Origin of the sequence: Xanthobacter sp. YC-JY1 (assembly GCF_021730305.1) — a bacterium.
GTDB lineage: Bacteria > Pseudomonadota > Alphaproteobacteria > Rhizobiales > Xanthobacteraceae > Xanthobacter > Xanthobacter flavus.
Genome location: NZ_CP032674.1, coordinates 4,975,794 through 4,992,444 on the forward strand (window position 1 = coordinate 4,975,794; position 16,651 = coordinate 4,992,444).

12 protein-coding genes and 2 pseudogenes are annotated in these 16,651 nt (G+C 65.6%); 3 read left to right on the forward strand and 11 right to left on the reverse strand.

Annotated features, from left to right (window positions below; genetic code table 11):
* Positions 1 to 47 precede the first annotated feature (47 nt).
* The 6 genes and pseudogenes from D7006_RS23365 to D7006_RS23385 all read right to left on the reverse strand — a co-directional run bounded on the left by D7006_RS23365 (position 48) and on the right by D7006_RS23385 (position 6,765).
* The gene (locus D7006_RS23365) at positions 48 to 968 is read right to left on the reverse strand and encodes a hypothetical protein (RefSeq protein ID WP_237354761.1); all 921 of its coding nucleotides are present in this window, start codon (positions 966 to 968) and stop codon (positions 48 to 50) included.
* Positions 959 to 1,276, reverse strand: a complete 318-nt coding sequence (locus D7006_RS25465) for a DUF6538 domain-containing protein (protein WP_371744993.1) — start codon at positions 1,274 to 1,276, stop codon at positions 959 to 961. Before D7006_RS25465 ends, D7006_RS23365 begins: the two co-directional genes overlap by 10 nt.
* A gap of 277 nt (positions 1,277 to 1,553) precedes the next feature.
* Positions 1,554 to 1,886: pseudogene (locus D7006_RS23370) on the reverse strand (IS110 family transposase); the annotation flags it as partial.
* 223 nt (positions 1,887 to 2,109) lie between these two features.
* Entirely contained in the window at positions 2,110 to 2,643 is a 534-nt protein-coding gene (locus D7006_RS23375) for an autotransporter outer membrane beta-barrel domain-containing protein (protein WP_063112050.1), read from the reverse strand.
* Entirely contained in the window at positions 2,594 to 5,878 is a 3,285-nt protein-coding gene (locus D7006_RS23380) for a S8 family serine peptidase (RefSeq protein ID WP_082772844.1), read from the reverse strand. Before D7006_RS23380 ends, D7006_RS23375 begins: the two co-directional genes overlap by 50 nt.
* Positions 5,879 to 6,007: 129 nt before the next feature.
* Positions 6,008 to 6,765 (reverse strand): IS5 family transposase gene (locus D7006_RS23385; protein WP_133866454.1). Its coding sequence is split into 2 segments (ribosomal slippage): positions 6,008 to 6,429 and positions 6,429 to 6,765, totalling 759 coding nucleotides; the frame shifts between segments, so codons are not numbered across the junction.
* Positions 6,766 to 7,603: 838 nt separating this feature from the next.
* On the opposite strand from D7006_RS23385, the pseudogene D7006_RS25470 reads away from it, so the two are divergent.
* Together D7006_RS25470 and D7006_RS25475 are read left to right on the forward strand one after the other, a co-directional pair.
* Positions 7,604 to 7,756 (forward strand): annotated as a pseudogene (locus D7006_RS25470) (transposase); the annotation flags it as partial.
* 29 nt (positions 7,757 to 7,785) lie between these two features.
* Entirely contained in the window at positions 7,786 to 8,460 is a 675-nt protein-coding gene (locus D7006_RS25475; RefSeq protein ID WP_371745139.1) for an IS5 family transposase, read from the forward strand.
* 135 nt (positions 8,461 to 8,595) lie between these two features.
* On the opposite strand, the gene D7006_RS23395 is transcribed toward D7006_RS25475, so the two are convergent.
* From D7006_RS23395 to D7006_RS23415, 5 genes are all read right to left on the reverse strand, one after another.
* Entirely contained in the window at positions 8,596 to 11,277 is a 2,682-nt protein-coding gene (locus D7006_RS23395) for a molybdopterin-dependent oxidoreductase (RefSeq protein WP_063112045.1), read from the reverse strand.
* The gene (locus tag D7006_RS23400; protein ID WP_063112044.1) at positions 11,274 to 12,767 is read right to left on the reverse strand and encodes an NADH-ubiquinone oxidoreductase-F iron-sulfur binding region domain-containing protein; all 1,494 of its coding nucleotides are present in this window, start codon (positions 12,765 to 12,767) and stop codon (positions 11,274 to 11,276) included. Before D7006_RS23400 ends, D7006_RS23395 begins: the two co-directional genes overlap by 4 nt.
* Positions 12,751 to 13,554 carry a phosphonate ABC transporter ATP-binding protein gene (gene phnC, locus D7006_RS23405; RefSeq protein WP_082772846.1) on the reverse strand — a complete coding sequence of 268 codons (804 nt, stop codon included), beginning with the start codon at positions 13,552 to 13,554 and terminating at the stop codon, positions 12,751 to 12,753. The genes D7006_RS23400 and phnC overlap by 17 nt, the downstream gene beginning before the upstream one ends.
* A 21-nt stretch (positions 13,555 to 13,575) precedes the next feature.
* Entirely contained in the window at positions 13,576 to 14,457 is an 882-nt protein-coding gene (gene phnE / locus D7006_RS23410) for a phosphonate ABC transporter, permease protein PhnE (protein WP_063112043.1), read from the reverse strand.
* Positions 14,458 to 14,553: 96 nt separating this feature from the next.
* Positions 14,554 to 15,435, reverse strand: coding sequence for a phosphate/phosphite/phosphonate ABC transporter substrate-binding protein (locus D7006_RS23415; RefSeq protein WP_082772847.1), 882 nt, complete (start codon positions 15,433 to 15,435; stop codon positions 14,554 to 14,556).
* Between the two features lie 332 nt (positions 15,436 to 15,767).
* On the opposite strand from D7006_RS23415, the gene D7006_RS23420 reads away from it, so the two are divergent.
* Positions 15,768 to 16,637, forward strand: a complete 870-nt coding sequence (locus D7006_RS23420) for a LysR family transcriptional regulator (RefSeq protein WP_200671161.1) — start codon at positions 15,768 to 15,770, stop codon at positions 16,635 to 16,637.
* Positions 16,638 to 16,651 lie beyond the last annotated feature (14 nt).

A 16,651-nucleotide genomic window follows, 5' to 3' on the forward strand; every position in this document is an offset into this window, starting at 1 on the left:
ATTGGGCCAGAACGAACTCAAAGCTGGATTAGCCAGGAGGGGCAACGTCAGACGCCATCGATTTCGATCACGTCCGCAGCCTTCAGCCCGAGCAGTTCGGCAAAACGCGCGCCAGTGAAGAGAGCAATGCCGGGCAGCCAGTACATCCAGCCTTTGCCTCGCGCGGACGAGAAGGCCGGCGCCGCAAATAGGCGGTTCAGCTCGTCCACCGTGAACGGGCGTCGATCTGTCTCGGCCGGGAGTGGTGGGGCCTTCAGTCCAACAGCCGGGTTGCGCTGGGCCAGCTCTTCCTTGGTGAGCCAGCGGAATAGCGCCGACAGCGCCTCCACATAGAGGCCGACGCTCTTCGGAGACATCGGCTCTAGGCCATTCTTGTCCGCGATCTCGGCAACCTGTCGGAGGCCAATGTCGGGAAAGCGTTTGGTCGCATTTGGCGGGAGCTTCATCAAGAGATCGCGGACCTCCCGAACATCCGCTCTGCTGATCTCGTCGACTGCCTTCTGAGGCCCTAGCAGTTCCAGGAGCATCGCAAACCGAAACTCATAAGCAGCGCGGGTCTTCGGAGACACCCCTACCCTGTCAGGTTCGGCCTTGTACAGCTCGACCGCTCGCGCAAGAGTCAGGCGCGAAGTCGGTGGCGGTGACATGCGATCGACGTTGGCGAAAAGCGGATCGTAGGCCTGCTCCTTCGCGAGGTCGGCTCGATCGATCTCACGCGAGTAGTGCTCGATCAGCGCCCTCTGCACATACTCCGCCAGCCGCGGAATGATAGTGGCGTCTCGGCCGAGATCGATAAGGGCCTCCTCGGCCAACGCCGTTGCAACCCGTTGCAGCGAAGCGTCTTCCGGGGATTGGCCGACGAGCATAATTTTCTCGGAGGCTTCAGACGCAAGGTCTCCCCGCAGGGACGCACCCAAAGGCATCGGCTCCGCCCCCGCCTCCAGCCGGTGGAGATAGGTCAGCGCCAAGTGCTGGAGATCCGCATCGGAGATTTGGCTGAGAGCGATCTTGGATGCGGGCGCGCGAGCCTCGCAAACAGGGCATCAGCTTTCACGCTTTCGATACGCGCCAAGCGGCGTGCCTCAGCGTGGGGAACGTCGCCGAGCGACTTCCAGATTTCCTTCTTGCCGATTTTGCCTTGGATGTCGGCCGGAACCCGAACGCGAAAGGTCCACTTTCCTGCTCTTTTGAAGAGCCTGCTATCCCTTGCCATTTCGCCGCCTTGTGTAGCAGGCGTGCGTAGCAAGCGGCTTCGTAAGCTCTTGATCTTTCGCATCAAACAGCGATTTCAATGCGTTAGGGGAAACTGGCGGGCCGCGTCCGATAGTGATGATCACTACGTTTTCGCTATAGCACTATGAAATCGCTCGCCGCCCCATGTTGCGCGCGAGATCGAACGAATTGCGCAGCGTGTGGCTTTGATTGTATGGGGACCACCTCAAGTCGGACGACGCGAAATTCAACATGACTTTCGTATTTTCGATATGGCATTTCGCGTTCGCGGTTGCTGGCGTGCGAGGGTACGTGCTTTCCCATGCAGCCATGACTTTTCAAACCGCGACGCAATGCATGTTCGGACGCAGCGCGGCTTCGGCGATCGCGGCCGCGTCAGCGGCATCATTCTTCTGCCGCTTCACAAAGGGCTTCACGTAGATCGGCGGAACCAGCCGCACGTGGCGTCCAAGGCCTTGAGCGACGCGGCCCCAATAATGGCTCGTTGCGCAGGCCTCCATCGCCACGATGCAAGGCGGCTGCGCGCTCAACAGTTGGATCAGCTTCGCGCGGGACACCGTCCGGTTGAACAGAACCGCCCCGCCCCGATCCGTGCCGCAGACCTGGAAACTCCGCTTGGCCAGGTCGATCGCAAGGACATGAACATCTGGCATGTGCCCCTCCCTTGAAAGCGCCACCACGGCGCTGCCCGGACACAATACGAGCCCGCAGGAGGGGGCATCCACCCCATCAGTTCACGCCCTCCAGGCTCGGAACATCCCCTGTAACCTTACGTAAAAAAGGTGAGCCAGGACACCCACTTACCCATACATGTTATCGGCAGTGATGAGGACGGCATCCGATGCAGGATGCCGTCCTCTTTGTCTGGGGGATGGCTCAGAAATTGACCCGCAGATTGCCCTTGAGCGTGTTGCTCTGCGCATCGGAGCCGAGCACGCCGTCATAGGCGAAGCCGGCGCTGACCGCGTCGTTGAAGGCATAGCTGAGGCCCACATTGAGCGCCAGCGCATCGCGGGCGATGGGCGTGCCGGAGACCAGGAACGGGGTGGAGCCGTTCAGCCACATCACCGACGTCGTGTCCACGTCGCCGAAGGCATGCTGCCAGCCCAGCTTGAGGCTGGGGGTGAAGAGGCCGTTGCCCACCACCATGTCGGTGCTTAGCCGCGCGCCCAGGGTGGTAAGCGTGGTGCTCATGGACTGCGCCGAGCCTGAGAGTGCGGCGGCGCCGCCGGTTTCGGAGAAGGCGTCGAAGTTCTGGTTCACATAGGCCACCGCCGCGAACGGCGACACCTGAGCCGGTCCGAAAGCGAACGGACGCGAGACTTCGCCGAACACCTGGGCGGTGTTGCCGTTGTAGCTGCTACCCAGGCCGTTGGAGAAGGTGCCGAAGGCGACGTTGCGAGACGCCATAGAGCGCCAGGTCGGTGTGGCTGTTGTCGGCCTTGGAGTTGAGGCTGTCCACATGGCCATCGGACTGGCCGAAGCCGGCGGCGATGCCGAGGCGGGTGGTGTCGAACACCTTGACGTCGGCACCGGCGATGAAGCCGCTCTGGGTCCAGCCCAGGGAGGCGAGGCCGTCGCCGGAGGCATTGCCCCAGCCGCCGTAGCCGGTGGCCCACACGGCGACGTTCAGGCTCGACGAGAGCTTGGCGGTGGCCTTGTCGGGCTTGGGCCCGGTGGCGTCGTCCAGGCGCTCGTTGATGGCGGCGCGCACCTGGCGGGCGTCATCGAAGGTCTGGGCGGCGGTGGAGGCATAGACCTCGCCGGTCATCTGGCTGAGGGCGGCGGCCAATGCCGTCGGGGCCAGGCTGTAGAGGCTGTTGAACAGCCCGGCATTGGCTCCGGTCAGAGCAATGCCGGCCACCGGGCGAATGCTGTCCACCGCGCTGCCGAGCGCGCTGGCATTGGCGGTGGTGGCCAGGCCGTTGGCCGCCAGGTTGCCGTACCACAGCGGGGTGACCACCAGCGCCAGGCTGGTGGGGCCGTAGAGGGCATCGAAGCGGGTGGAGGCGGGCAGGCCGCTCGCCGGCTGGGCCAGGCCGGCGAAGGAGCCGGAGAGGCCGGCGCTGCTCTGGATCACCGTGAAGCTGGTGCCCAGCGGCGGGGTGTAGCTGTTGGTTGCGCTGCCGGTGATGCCGCGCAGGGTGGGCGCCAGGGTTCCGGCCACGGTGACTGTGCCGTTGGTGCCGGTGGTGACGAGGCGGGAATAATTGCCCGCGCCGGTTCCGGTGCCGGTGCCGTCGATGTCGGTCTGGAAGGTGGAGGTGCTGGCGAGCGTCACCGGCCCGTTGACGGTGAGGGTGCCGGGCGAGTTGCCCGGCGCCAGCCGCCCGGCCACCACCAGCGGGCCGGAGAGGGTGCCGGAGCCGCGCAGGGTGCCCGAGGTGCCGATGGCCAGCGTCGAGGAGAAGGCGCCGTTCACCGACAGCAGGCCGCCGGTGACGGTGGTGAGGCCGGTATAGGAGTTGTTGCCGGTGAGGGTGAGGGTGCCGGCACCGGCCTTGGTGAGGCTGGTGCGGCTGGCGCCATCGACGATCTGTCCGGCATAGCTGGCGGAGCTGCCGTCTGTGCCTACCGTGAGCTGGCCATTGCCAATAACGGCGGTGGCTGTGGTGCCGGTGAGCGATCCGACCGTCAGGGCGGTGCCGCCGAGATCGATGGCGCCGTTATTGCTTAGGCGGGTGATGCCTGTGGTGCTGCCGGTGAGGGCGACGGCTGCGCCGGAGGCATTGCTCACCGTTCCGGCGAGCACGCCGGCGGCCTGGACAAAGCCGGTATTGCTGAGCCCGCCGGCAATGGTGCCGGTGGTGATCAGGGTGCCGGCATTGGTGACGCCGCCGGCCAGGGTTCCTGCGTTGGTGAGGGTGGTTCCTGCCAAGGTGACGACCGGGGCGATGAGGCTCGCGGTTTCGGTAAGCTGGAGGCCGCCGCCGGCGAGGGTCGCCTGGCCGGTGAAGCTGTGGGTGGCGGTGAAAACCAGGGTTCCTGCCCCGAGCTTGGCGAGGCCGCCGGTGCCGGAAAGGGACTGGTTCAGGGTGAAGGTATTGTCCAGGCTGGCAATATCGAAGCCGCCGCCGCCGTTGCCCCAGGTGATGGCCCGGCCGGTGGTGGTGAAGCTGGTGCCGGTGACCTGGAGGATGCCGCCGTCAAAGGTAAGGCCCCCCGCCGCCGCGCCGAGGTTGGCGTCACGGGCCACCGACAGAATACCCCCAGCGAATGTGGTGCCGCCGGAATAGCTATTGGTTCCGGTGAGCGTGAGAATGCCGTCTCCGGCCTTAATCAGGCTGCCGCGGGTAGGGACATCGGCGAAAGCCGCGACGCGCGTGGTCTCCACCTGAATCTCGGTCTGCCACTCGGGGGTGAGTGTCGGATCATGGGCGGCCTTGCGGGCTGCCCATGCGGCCGCCGCTGCGTCATTCTCCTGCTTGCGCTGGATGAGGGCGTCCTCGGAGATGTTGTTGGACCAGGTATCGCGGGTGCCGGCCGGGAGGTTCGCGGCGACTGAGCCAAGAAATTGCCCTGGGCCATTCATGGCCTTATTGAGATCGATCACGCCCCAACCCCAGACGGCGTTGGGAGCATTGGGATTGGCATCCGCCACGCCGGCGACCACGTTGCGGTGATAGGCCGTGGTGAGCAGGACATCGCGGGCCTGCTGGTTGGTCATATAGGGAAATCGCTCCATGATCAGGGCCAGCGCGCCAGTGGCATGGGGCGCGGCCATGGAGGTGCCGTTCACTGTTGTGTAGCCGGTCTGCTTGTTTGGATTGATAGCCCATTCACCGAGATTCCATCGAGCGCCTGGCGCATAGGTAGGAACCGTACTGTTGATAGCGCTGCCTGGTGCGACAACGTACCAATATTTGGCGACGCCGGCTCGATTTGAATAGCTCGCGAGGACAAGATCTCCGGGATTTAGGCCGCCATTGCCCCCCTTAGCAGCTGCGCCTACGGCAAGCCAATTGCTCTCAAGATCCGGTCTGAAATAAGGTAGCGAAGATCTAACGTTTGGGTTGCTGTATCCGGTGTTTCCCGCCGCAAATACCTGAATAATATTGTATTGTTTTGTGGTCTCGGAAAGCGCGTCGACGTAGCTGAGCTTGCCAGAAAATTTAGAATAAGCTGTGCGTAAGCCTTGGATGGTGTTGTAATTGTCTCCAGTAGGCGGGCTGCCCCAAGAGGAATTAATCACACGTGCGCCGGCCGCCGCTAGGCTACCATAAGCGTTTTTGAAGTAGGCATAATCAACGTTCGTTCCGTATCGTGCCGAGTCGTTCGTTTGTGTGTTGGTGACGTAGACATTGGCATTGAACGCCACGCCTTGCATGCCGACGCCGTCTCGGGAGGCCCCGATCGTCCCTGTGACGTGTGTCCCGTGTGGATCGTTGTAGATGGGGCTGTACGTTCCCGGAGCGGTATAAGAATCACCCGCCTTGAAGAAGCTTGGTTGTGGCGACTGATTCTGCGGCTTTCCGGACCCGTCCATAAAATAGAAGCCGTCCGATCCGAAGGTCCCGGTGATGGTGAGCGGCTTGACGCGGCCATCGGCGAATTCCGGGTGGGCACTATAGACACCTGAATCAACAACACCCACCGTCACACCCAGGCCGGTGTAGCCCGCCGCATAGGCGTTGGCGGCGTGCATGGCTTCCAAGCCCCAATCGGCCTTGTATTCCGGCGTGCGCCAACTCGCGGGATCGGCGGTGGACAGACTCTGCGCCAAGGCGTTATGCGACACCGACGCGCCGAGCGCGGCCAGCCCTAGGGTCCAGACTCATAACCAGTAGCTGACGGTTGCCGCGATGCTGACTGCTGCAAGGAAGTTGATGGCGAGGCGGTCATATCGTGTGGCGATGCGCCGGAAGTCTTTCAGGCGGCAGAACATGCGCTCGATGGCGTTTCGGTCGCGGTAGAGCACGGGAGAGAAGCAGTTCTTCCAGAGCCTGTTGGAGCGGGGCGGAATGTTCGGCATGGCGCCCATGCCCTCGACCTGTCGGCGGATCGCATCGCTATCGTAGCCCTTGTCACCATGGAGGATGCGGGCACTGGACATCTGGCGCAGCAGAACCGCTCCAGCGGTGCAATCTGCGACCTGTCCGCCGGTCAGCAGGAATGCGACCGGTCGGCAGTGGCGGTCTGTCAGCGCATGGATTTTGGTCGTGCGCCCGCCCCGCGAGCGGCCGATCGCCTGACTGCTCTCCCCCCTTTTCCACCAGAAGCGGAGCGATGAGCTTTGACCGCAGAACTGTCGATCAGCACCTGGGCGGGAGGACCTCCTGCGCTGGCGAGAGCATGGAAGAGGTCTGTCCAGATCCCCTTGGCAGCCCATCGGACAAAGCGGTTGTAGAGCGTCTTGCGCGGCCCATATTCGGGCGGCGCGTCGATCCATCGGCCGCCCGATTTCAGGACATGCACGATGCCGCTGATCACCCGCCGGTCATCGACACGCGGCTTGCCGCGCGTGTCCCTGGGCAGATACGGCTCAAGCCGCGCAAACTGCGCATCCGTGAGCCAGAAACGGTCTCCGCTCATCATCAGATCCTCCACGGACTGATGAATCACAACATGCTGCGAAGGCCAATTATTTTATGGGTCCGAGCCCTAGGCCGGTGTGCCGCAGCAGCGAGGCGATAGATGTCCGCCGGCCCCTGCGATCCGTTGGGATTGATCGAACAAGCCTTTTCACGCGCATTCCACTCACCGCTTGATAGGAAACAGGATCGGCCATCCGTGACGGAGTGGACCGAATGCTCGAAATTCAGGTCAGCTTGCCGGTCACCCGCGACTTGGGCGTGGGAGGGTCTATGATGGCAGAAAGGGGACGCGACGATTGCCTTCGGCGCCAGACATGGCACATCAGTCGCGCAGGAATCTTGATGCGCACACGTGCAGCCAATCGCTCTCTTGGGTGCTTTTTTGTTGAGCTATCGCTCAGTTTGAGTGCTGGTGCCAGGGATGTGAAAGCCCTGGTCGGCGGCTGCCGGTAACATGGCATCGCCTGTCGCTCGCCGCTGGTGGAGAGCGAGCGCAGCCCAGCATGTCAGGCATTGTATCTCTATCCCTTTGTCACTCATTGGCTCGGAGAGCCATCGAGCATGGCGGCAATGGAAAAATTCGTCACCTAATTAGTCTAGGTTACGGTTCATAAAATCTGCTTGTCCAGAAAATTTAAGCAACTTTCAGAAACTATCTCTGGATATATTGGGTTGCGGTCGGATCGATATTATAATCAATTGGTGTAAGGCCTCGACACCTCACGCTAGGCCGTGTGGACGGATTGCGGTGGGTTTAGGCAGAGGGGATTCCCTTCTGCCCCTTTCGGTGATTCATAGCGGGTCGGCTTTTGGCGAGATCGACCATGCTGACGCGGATGACGGACGAGGATTGGGCGCTGGCGCTGGAGGTGTTCCGCGCCTGCCGTTCACGGCGCGGCGACAAGGGTCGCGACGATCGCAAGTTCCTCGAAGCCATGCACTATTTCACTGTGCACAACATCACCTGGCGGGCACTGCCTGCCGAGTTCGGCGCGTGGAATAGCGTCTGGAAACGGTTCTGGCGGCTACGTCAGGCCGGCGTGTTCGAGCTTTACTTCGAAACCCTGGCCTCGCTGAGCCGCACGGCCCATCTGGTCCAGATGTTCGATTCCACCGTGGTGCGCGCCCACGTCTCCGCCGCCGGAGCAAAAGGGGGCAGGACGGCCAAGCCCTCGGCCGTTCGCGCGGCGGCTTCTCCACCAAGATCCACCTCAAGAGCGACTTCGACGGCCTGCCGATCGCCTTCCACCTGACCGGCGGGGAAGCCGGCGACAGTCCGCTCTTCAAGCTGCTGCTGGATCTGGGTCCCGATGTCACGCCGCGCGCGGCGCTCGCCGACAAGGGCTATGACGCCAAGGCCAACCGGGCCATCGCCCGGGCGCGCGGCATCGCGTCCGCCATCCCTTTCAAATCCAACGCGAAGGAGCGCCCAGCCTTCTTCCCGAAGGCGCTTTACAGGGGGCGCGCCCGCATCGAGCAGTGCTTCGGAAAGCTCAAGCGCTTCAAGCGCGTCGCCCTGCGCTGCGAGAAGACCGAATGCGGCTTCGCCGCCATCGTCGCTCTCGCCTTCAGCTTCATCCTCATCCTCATCCTCATCCTCATCCTCATCCTCATCCTCATCCTCATCCTCATCAAAATCCGTCCACACAACCTAATATGGCGCAGTGGCACTCCACAAACCGATTACACATGAATTGCGCAAGATGGTCAATTAATTTCCAATTCGGTGCCAATTATAAACGATAAGATATAGTATTATTATATGAAGATCTGGCCATTAATATGGCAGCGATCGGCAGTGTGTCGTGGAACTTATAGTCTATCGTGGTCAGGTATATGTTTTTTTCTCCACCGCCGCCGCGCAGAACTTGAAGTCCGGCACGCGGGTGGTGGGATCCAGTCGGTTCACCGTCAGTTCGTTCGCAGCCGCCTCGAAGAAGGACATGGCCATCCACACGACGCCCGGCCGCACCGCCCGATCGGGCATAGCGGCGAGATGCACCATCCCGCGGCGCGTGCGTACCTCCACTTCCCCTCCGACGGTCACGCCCAGCCGGGCGAGGTCGTCAGGATGCATGTGGGCCTGCGGCTCCGGGCTCAGGGCCTCCAGCACCGGCGAGCGGCGGGTCATGGTGCCCGTGTGCCAGTGTTCGCGCAGGCGGCCGGTCATCAGGATGAAGGGATAGTCGGCGTCCGTCATCTCGTCCGCACCACTCGCGTCGAGAGGCACGATGGCGGCCTTGGCCCCGCGGGGAAAATCATCGCCGAACAGGCTCTCGCCGGCGCCGGCTGGGCGCAAGGGGTAGCGCGCATGGTCGTCTTGGACCATCATCCGCCAGCTGAAGCCGGCAAGGGTGGGCAGTTCCTGCGCCATGTCCTCGAACAGGCTCTCCACAGTCAGATTTGCCCACGATAGGCCGAGGCGCGCGCCGATGTCGCGAATGATGCGCCAGTCCGGTCGCGCGCCGCCGGGCAGGGGCAGCGCCGGTGCGATGCGTTGCACCAGTCGGTCGGTATTGGTCACGGTACCCGCCCGCTCCGCCAGCGCCGCTGCGGGCAGGATCACATCGGCGAAGGCCGCGGTCTCGGTGGGGAAGATATCCTGCACCACCAGATGCTCCAGGCAGGCCAGCCCGGCGCGGGTGACGGCGAGGTCCGGGTTGGCCATGGCCGGGTTGCCACCCACCACATAGAGCCCGCGCACCGCCCCTCGACGGGCCGCATCGAACATTTCCACCACCGTGTGACCTGCCTGCGCAAGCGGCCGGTAGCCGGGGAGATAGTTGGGCAACAGGCCGGCGTCGCAGGAGCCCTGCACGTTGTTCTGCCCGCGCAGGGGATGGAGGCCCGCGCCGGGACGACCCACCTGCCCGCACACGAGAGCGAGGGCGATGACGGCCCGGATGTTGTCCGCGCCGAAGGCGTGCTGCGAGGCACCCATGCCCCAGAAGGTCATGGCCGCGCGCGTCCCGGCGAACAGGCGGGCGGCGGCCACGATGTCCTGCGCCGGAACGCCCGTGAGGCCGGCCGCCATCTCCGGCGTGAAAGGTGCGACCCGCGCGCGCAGCGCCTCGAAGCCCTCCAGCCGCCCAGAGACGAAATCCCGGTCGTGGAGCCCCTCCTCAATCACCACGCGCGTCATGGCGGAGAGCAGGGCCACATCCGTCCCCGGGGCCGTCCTGAGGTGATGGGTGGCGAACCGCGACAGGGCCTGAATGCCGGGATCCACCAGGATGAGCTTCGTCCCACGCCGAAAGGCATTCTTCATGAAGGAGGCGGCCACCGGATGGTTGCTGTCCGGGTTGCTGCCCACCATCAGCACCACCTCGGCGCAGGCGATCTCCTCGATGGGGGCGGTCACGGCGGCGAAGCCGGTGGCCTCCGCCAGCGGCGGCACCGAGGCGCACAAGCGTGTGCAGTGGTCAACATGGGGGGTGCCCAAGCCCATGCGTGCGAGTTTCTGCAGGAGATAGGCATCTTCGTTCGAACCCTTTGCCGACCCTAGCACCGCCAGAGATCCGGGGCCGTGCGCCGCGCGCAACCGGGCGAAGCCACGAGCGGCGGTGTCCAGCGCCTCGTCCCAGTCAACGGGACGGAACAGGTCCAGCACCGCGGCGCCGCGCAGGGCGAGGGCCGGATCCTTGGGCGCATCCGCCCGGCGCACCAGGGGCACGGTGAGGCGATCCGGATGCCTCAGGTAGGAAAAGCCGAAGCGGCCCTTGACACACAACCGACCGCGGTTCGCCGGGCCGTCGGCACCTTCCGCCCACGCCACCTCGTCGTCGACCATATGCAGGGTGACCCGGCAGCCGACGCTGCAGAAGGGGCAGACCGTTTCGCCCTTGGCCGTCACCGCGGTCCGTCCACCGGCCCGCTCCAGCGCCTTGGGCGCCAGCGCGCCGGTGGGGCAGAGCTGGGCGCATTCCCCGCAGGAGGCGCAGTTGCTCTCCCCCATGGCCATCCCGGCATCGAATGTCACGTGGATGCCGTCGCCTCGCCCGGCGAGGGCGATGACCCCATTCACCTGCACGTCACGGCATCCCGCCCGGCACTTGCCGCAGCGGATGCACGCCTCCGGGTCGAGGACAATGGCGGGGTGGCTGGCATCCGCGGGACGGCCTGCCGCCCGGTGGCCGAAGCGATCGGGATCGGCTCCGGTGCGCGCGACGAGATCGAGGAACGGCGTGTCGGGGTGGCGCGCCTTCGCCGCGGCGCTCATCTCGGAGGCGAGCAGGCTGACCGCGAGCCGCCGCACCCGCGCGGCGCGCGGCGTGTCGGTGCGCACGGCGAGTCCGGTCCGGACCCTGTGGCGGCAGGCAGGAACCAACTCGGCTTCGCCCTCCACCTCCACCAGGCAGGTGCGACAGCTGCCCATGGGCGCGAAGCCATCGCGCGTAGAAGCGCACAGGTGAGGTAGGTCGAGTCCGGCGGCGGTGGCCGCCTGCAGCAGGCTCTGCCCGTCCTGCGCGGCAACGGGCTGGCCGTCGATGGTGAAGTTGATGAGGCTCATGCGCTAACACCGCGGCCGGGGATGGACAGCCGCCCGAGGAAGCGGCCCGCATTGCGCCCGAGCGCGCACAGGGAGGCTTCGCCCATGACCGCTGCGAGGTCTTCGAGAAGATGCTGATCCAGCGGGCCCGGCGCAGCCAGGGCGCGCGAGGCGTGCGCGGTGCCGATGCGGCAGGGCCCACACTGGCCACAGCTCTCCCGTGCCAGATAGGCCGCCATGCGGGCGGCAATGGCGCGCGGCTCGTCTGTCGCGCCGAACACGATCGCCCCGCCCGTGCCGAGGCGCAGCCCTTCGTCCAGCAGATCGGCAAGCGGCCTGTAGCAGTCTGCGGCGCTCACCAGCGCCCCCGCCGATCCGCCGATCACCATGCCGCCGAGGGCATGGCCGTCCTGCATTCCACCGGCGATCTCCACCAGGTCGGCGAGGCGCAACAGACCGCGCATCGGCTTCGGCCCCGGTGCGCACACCCGGCCCGAGACGCTGAACAGCCGAACCTCGGGATCCAGGAGGGCCGAGGCAGGCGAGCCCAGCGTGCCGCCCCACGCTGCAGTGACGCGATAGAAGGTCTCCACGTTGTGCAGCAAGGTGGGCCGGCCGAGATAGCCGCAGGCGGTGGGAAAGGGCGGGCGCTCGACAGGGCGGGCCGGGCGTCCCTCGAGGCTCGCGATGAGCGCCGTTTCCTCGCCGCAGATGAAAGCACCACCGCTGCGCCGCAGCTCCAGGGCGAGGCCCTCCGCGAGGCCGGCCCCCGCCACCTCCATCAGCGCTTGACGCAGGATGGCGTGGATGGGGACGTAGTCGTCGCGCACGTAGAGGAACACCTGGTCCGCGCCTATCACCCGCGCGGCCACCAGGGCCGCCTCGATCACGCCGTGCGGGTCGTTCTCCAGGATGAAGCGGTCCTTGAAGATGGCAAGCTCGCCCTCGTCGCCGTTCACGATGACCACCGGCGTGCCGCCGGCAGCGATCACCTGCCGCCACTTCTCCGCCACCGGGAAGCCGACGCCCGCCCGCCCCACCGCCTGGTGCACCGACAGCCGCTCCAACATCTGCGCCGCCGCGCCGGGATCGGCCATGATGCGGCCGAGCTGCCCGTAGCCCCCTGCCGCCCGGTAGGCCGCGAAGGAGCGCGGAACGGGTTCGGGGCGGGGCCCGTCACAACGGTTGCGGCACACTCCGGCGCCGAGCGCGCCGTGCAGCAGGCCGCACACCAGATCGCCGCAGCCGTCGGCGGCATAGGGCGTGGTGGCGGCGTAGTTCACCGCCGGAAATGCGGTGGCCACCTCGTATGCCTCGGAGGGGAACAGGCGCAGGCGCTCGGCCAGCGCCAGAAGCCCGGCCTGAGAGATGCCGATCCCGCCCTTGGCGTCGCGGACCTCCAGCAGGATTTCCAGAAGCCGGCCGCGATCATCGCCGCGGGCAAGCACGGTGGCGATCGCGGCCCATTCTGCGGTGTCAGCGGGCGTCGCGGTCTCAGGAACGGGCGGCACGATACAGGTCCTCCCGCAGGCCGGGGGTGAAGGCGGCCGCCGGGCCGTCGAAGAACAGGCGCCCCTGGCGCAGGGCGATGATGCGGTCGGCGTAGCGCACGGCGAGATCCACCTGATGCAGGCTGCACAACACCGAGAAGCCGCGCTCCCGCGCCGCCCGCTGCAGGATCTGCAGCACGTTCTCGGAGGATTCCGGATCGAGGCTGGATATGGGCTCGTCGGCGAGGATCAGTTCCGCCTGCTGGGCGAAGGCGCGGGCGATGGCGACCCGCTGCTGCTGCCCGCCGGAAAGACGCTCCGCGCGCTGATAGGCTTGGTCCATGAGGCCCACGCTGTCGAGGCAGGCGAGCGCCAATTGCCGGTCCCGCGCGCGGAAGCGGCGCAGCAGCACCCGCCACAGGGGCGTCGTCGCGAGCCGGGCCGCCAGCACGTTGTCGATGGCGCTGAAGCGCTTTACCAGATTGAACTGCTGAAACACGAACCCCACCTCCCGGCGCAGCGCCTCAAGGGCAGCGGGCTTCAGGGCAGTCACCTCGGTGCCGCGGATGGTGACGCTTCCGGCATCCGGCTCCACCAGGCGGGTCAGGCAGCGGAACAGGGTGGACTTGCCGCACCCGGAGGGGCCGAGCAGCACCACGAACTGGCCGGCAGGCACGGTGCAGGAGACGCGATCCAGCACCACGCGACCGTCGAACGCCTTGCTCAGGTCGCGCACGACGATTGCGGCACCCTCCTCCTCGCCCAGGGAACGGTCGTGCGGCAGATGCGCAGGGGCGATGCTCTTCATCGGTCAACTCCCATGGGCCGCTCAGGCGCGGCTTTCGCCTTCGAAAAGGCGCGTCGGCGTGCCGGCGCGGGTGGCGGCGGTCTCGGGGCTCAGCACGAGACGGCGCAAGTGGGCGCTCAGGGTGTCGATGGCGATCACCATGGCGAGGATGACGCCCAGCACGGTGGCCAACTTAGGAAAGTCGAGCAGGTCGATGGAGTCCTTCAGCGTCTGGCCGATGCCGCCGGCACCGACGATGCCCAGCACCGTGGAGGCGCGCACGTTGAACTCCCAGATGTAGAGGGTGACGGCGACGATGTTCGGCCACACGTCCGGCAGGAGGGCGTAGCGGAACGCGCGCACCGGGCCGGCACCGGTGAGCTCCAACGCCTCCACCGGGCCGCGATCGGCCGGCTCGATCACCTCAGTGAGCAGCTTGCCGAGGGCGCCCACCATGTTGAACATGACGGCCAGCACGCCAGTGAAAGGGCCGAACCCCACCGCCGCCACGAAGATGAGGGCGAATACCAGGATCTCGGTGCCGCGCAGCACCCCGAACACCGCCCGCACCAAACGATAGACCAGAAGATTCGGCGTGGTGTTGCGCGCGGCAAGCGGCACCAGTGGGATGCACACGAGAAGGGCGCCGATGGTGCCCACCGTGGCCATGGCGAGGGTCTGGAATGCGTCGCGCAGCACCCGGTCGATATCCCGTACGTCCGGCGGAAACATCTGCTGGAACCAGGAGGCGATCTTCGGCAGCCCGTCCACGAGCTTCGCCAGGTCCACCTTCGCCGCCGCGAAGCACATCCCGAGGAACAGGGTCACGGCGAGGAAGACGAGCCCCCGCCGCAGATTGTGCCACGTTAGTAGCGACCGGGCCGGCTCGACGTAGCGTGTCTCCTCGAAGCTTGCGATGGTCATGGACGGTCTCCCCTGGCTCGGCGCGCTATGAAACGGACGCCCGGCTTCATGCCGGGCGCGACGTGGCCGGTGCCCGAAGGCACCGGCCCGCGCGGATCAGGACTTCAGCTTGCCGGTGACGCGGCCGGCTTCCTCTATGATGCCGTAATCGGCATGGGTGGCTGGCACGAAGCCGTTGTAGCCGCTGCCCATGAGCGCCTGCGCCTTGTCCTCCGGGAGGGAGACGAGAATGTCGCGGATCTTCGTCTTCAACGCCGGGTCGAAGCCCTTGGGCACACAGATTGCGTCATTGGGCAGTTCCTGGGAGGTCCAGTAGACGACCACCTTGGCCGGATCCATCTCGCCGGCCTCGATCATGCCGTTGCGGCCGCGGTCCATGTCGGAACCGAGGTCGATGAGGCCCTGCTGGATCATGGACACGTTGTTGCCGAAGGTGGCCCCCTCGCGCAGTTGGAAGAAGTCGCGCGGATCGATGCCGCTCTTCACCAGGAAGGCGTAGGGGATGAGCCAGCCGGAGGTGTTGCCCTGGTCGCTTAGGGACAGCTTCATGCCCCTGGCATCCTTTGGAAACTCCTTGATGGGGAGATCCGGCCGCCCCTCGATGATGGCGTGGTAGAACGGCTTGCCGCGATACTTGGCGGTGGCGATCACCTCGGTGCCGGCGTGCTGGTTGGCCAGCACGTAGCCCCACGGGCCGAGCCAGCCCACATCCACGTGGCCGTTGCTCATGGCCACCGAGATGGCAGCCCAGCTCTCCGGGCTGACCAACTCGTAGGTGGCGCCGAGTTCGCCCGCCAGATAGCGGAACACCGGTTCAAATTCCTTGATGGTGATGGCGGGAGTTGGCCGCAGGGGGGCGATGGCGAAGCGCAGGTGGAGCTTGCCGTCGCGCATCTGCTGGCCGTGCGCGGCACCGGAAACGAGGGGAAGCGAGAGCGCGGAGGCGGCAAGCGCCCCGAAGCGACGACGCGTGATCATGTCGACCTCATGGGTTTATGGCGTGCGCGCCGAGACGGCCCGCCGGCGGGGCTGCCGCACGATGCAACTCCGTGGGCGCCTTCTTGGCGGCAGATAGATTACATATCTCAATGAAAAATAGACAACAATTGCATTTCATTTTGATGACGCTGGCGGCGAAGAGGGCGCGCGGATGCGATTTTATCCATATGTTTCCGACACAATATGAATGAGCTCACCAACGTGCGGGAAATGCCAATTAAATATGAAGTTGCAACATACATTCGTTTAATGCATACATTCCGGTGCAAGGGATGGAGCGGCTGTGGCCGCACAAGGGCGGGGGCATGCGCATGCTGAATCTGTCTCAGGTTCAGACCTTTCTGGCGGTCATCGATGAGGGCGGCATCCAGTCGGCAGCGGAGCGCCTTGCCTGCTCGCAGCCGGCCGTCTCGCAGCAGTTGCGCAAGCTCGAGGAGTTCGTCGGCGTGCCCCTCGTGGTGCGCAACCGCAGCCGCGCGGTCCCCACCCGTGACGGCGAGTTGTTCCTGCCGAAGGCCCGCTCCCTCATAGCCAGCGCCGACCGTGCCCGCGCCGTCGTCTCCGATCGCCGCCTGGTGGTGCATGCCAGCGGCAACGTAGGAGTCTATCTTGCGCCGCGCCTCATCGCCGTGTTCGAGCGCGACCTGGATCGGCCCGGCACGGTGGACCTCGTCATCACCACCAACCGCCATGCGGTGGACGCCCTCATCGCCGGCGAGGCGGACATCGCTCTCACCGAATGGAGCGAGGACCACCCGGCCGTGGAATGGCAGGGCTGGCGCCGAGAGAAGTTGGTGGTGATTGCCGGCCCCGACCATCCGCTCGCGAAGGAGCGCTGCATTCCGCGCCAGGCACTGCTCGACCATCCCATCATCGGCGGCGAGCCCGGCACCGGCACCGGCCGGGCGCTCGCCGGCATGTTCGGGCCCGATGCTGGGCGCCTGCGCGTGGCACGCCAACTCGGCAGCACCGCCGCCGTGAAGGAGGCGGTCAAGGCCGGGCTCGGCCTTTCCGTGGTGTTCGCCTATTCCGTGGCCGAGGAGGTGAAGGCCGGCACGCTCACCATGCTGGAACTGGAGGAGGCCGACATCTTCAAGACCTTGTTCATCGGCCTCGGCCGCGAAAGCCCGCAATCCTCCATGGCCCGGCGCTTCGCCACCTTCTGCCTCGCCTCCGCTTGATCCCACTCCTGCCG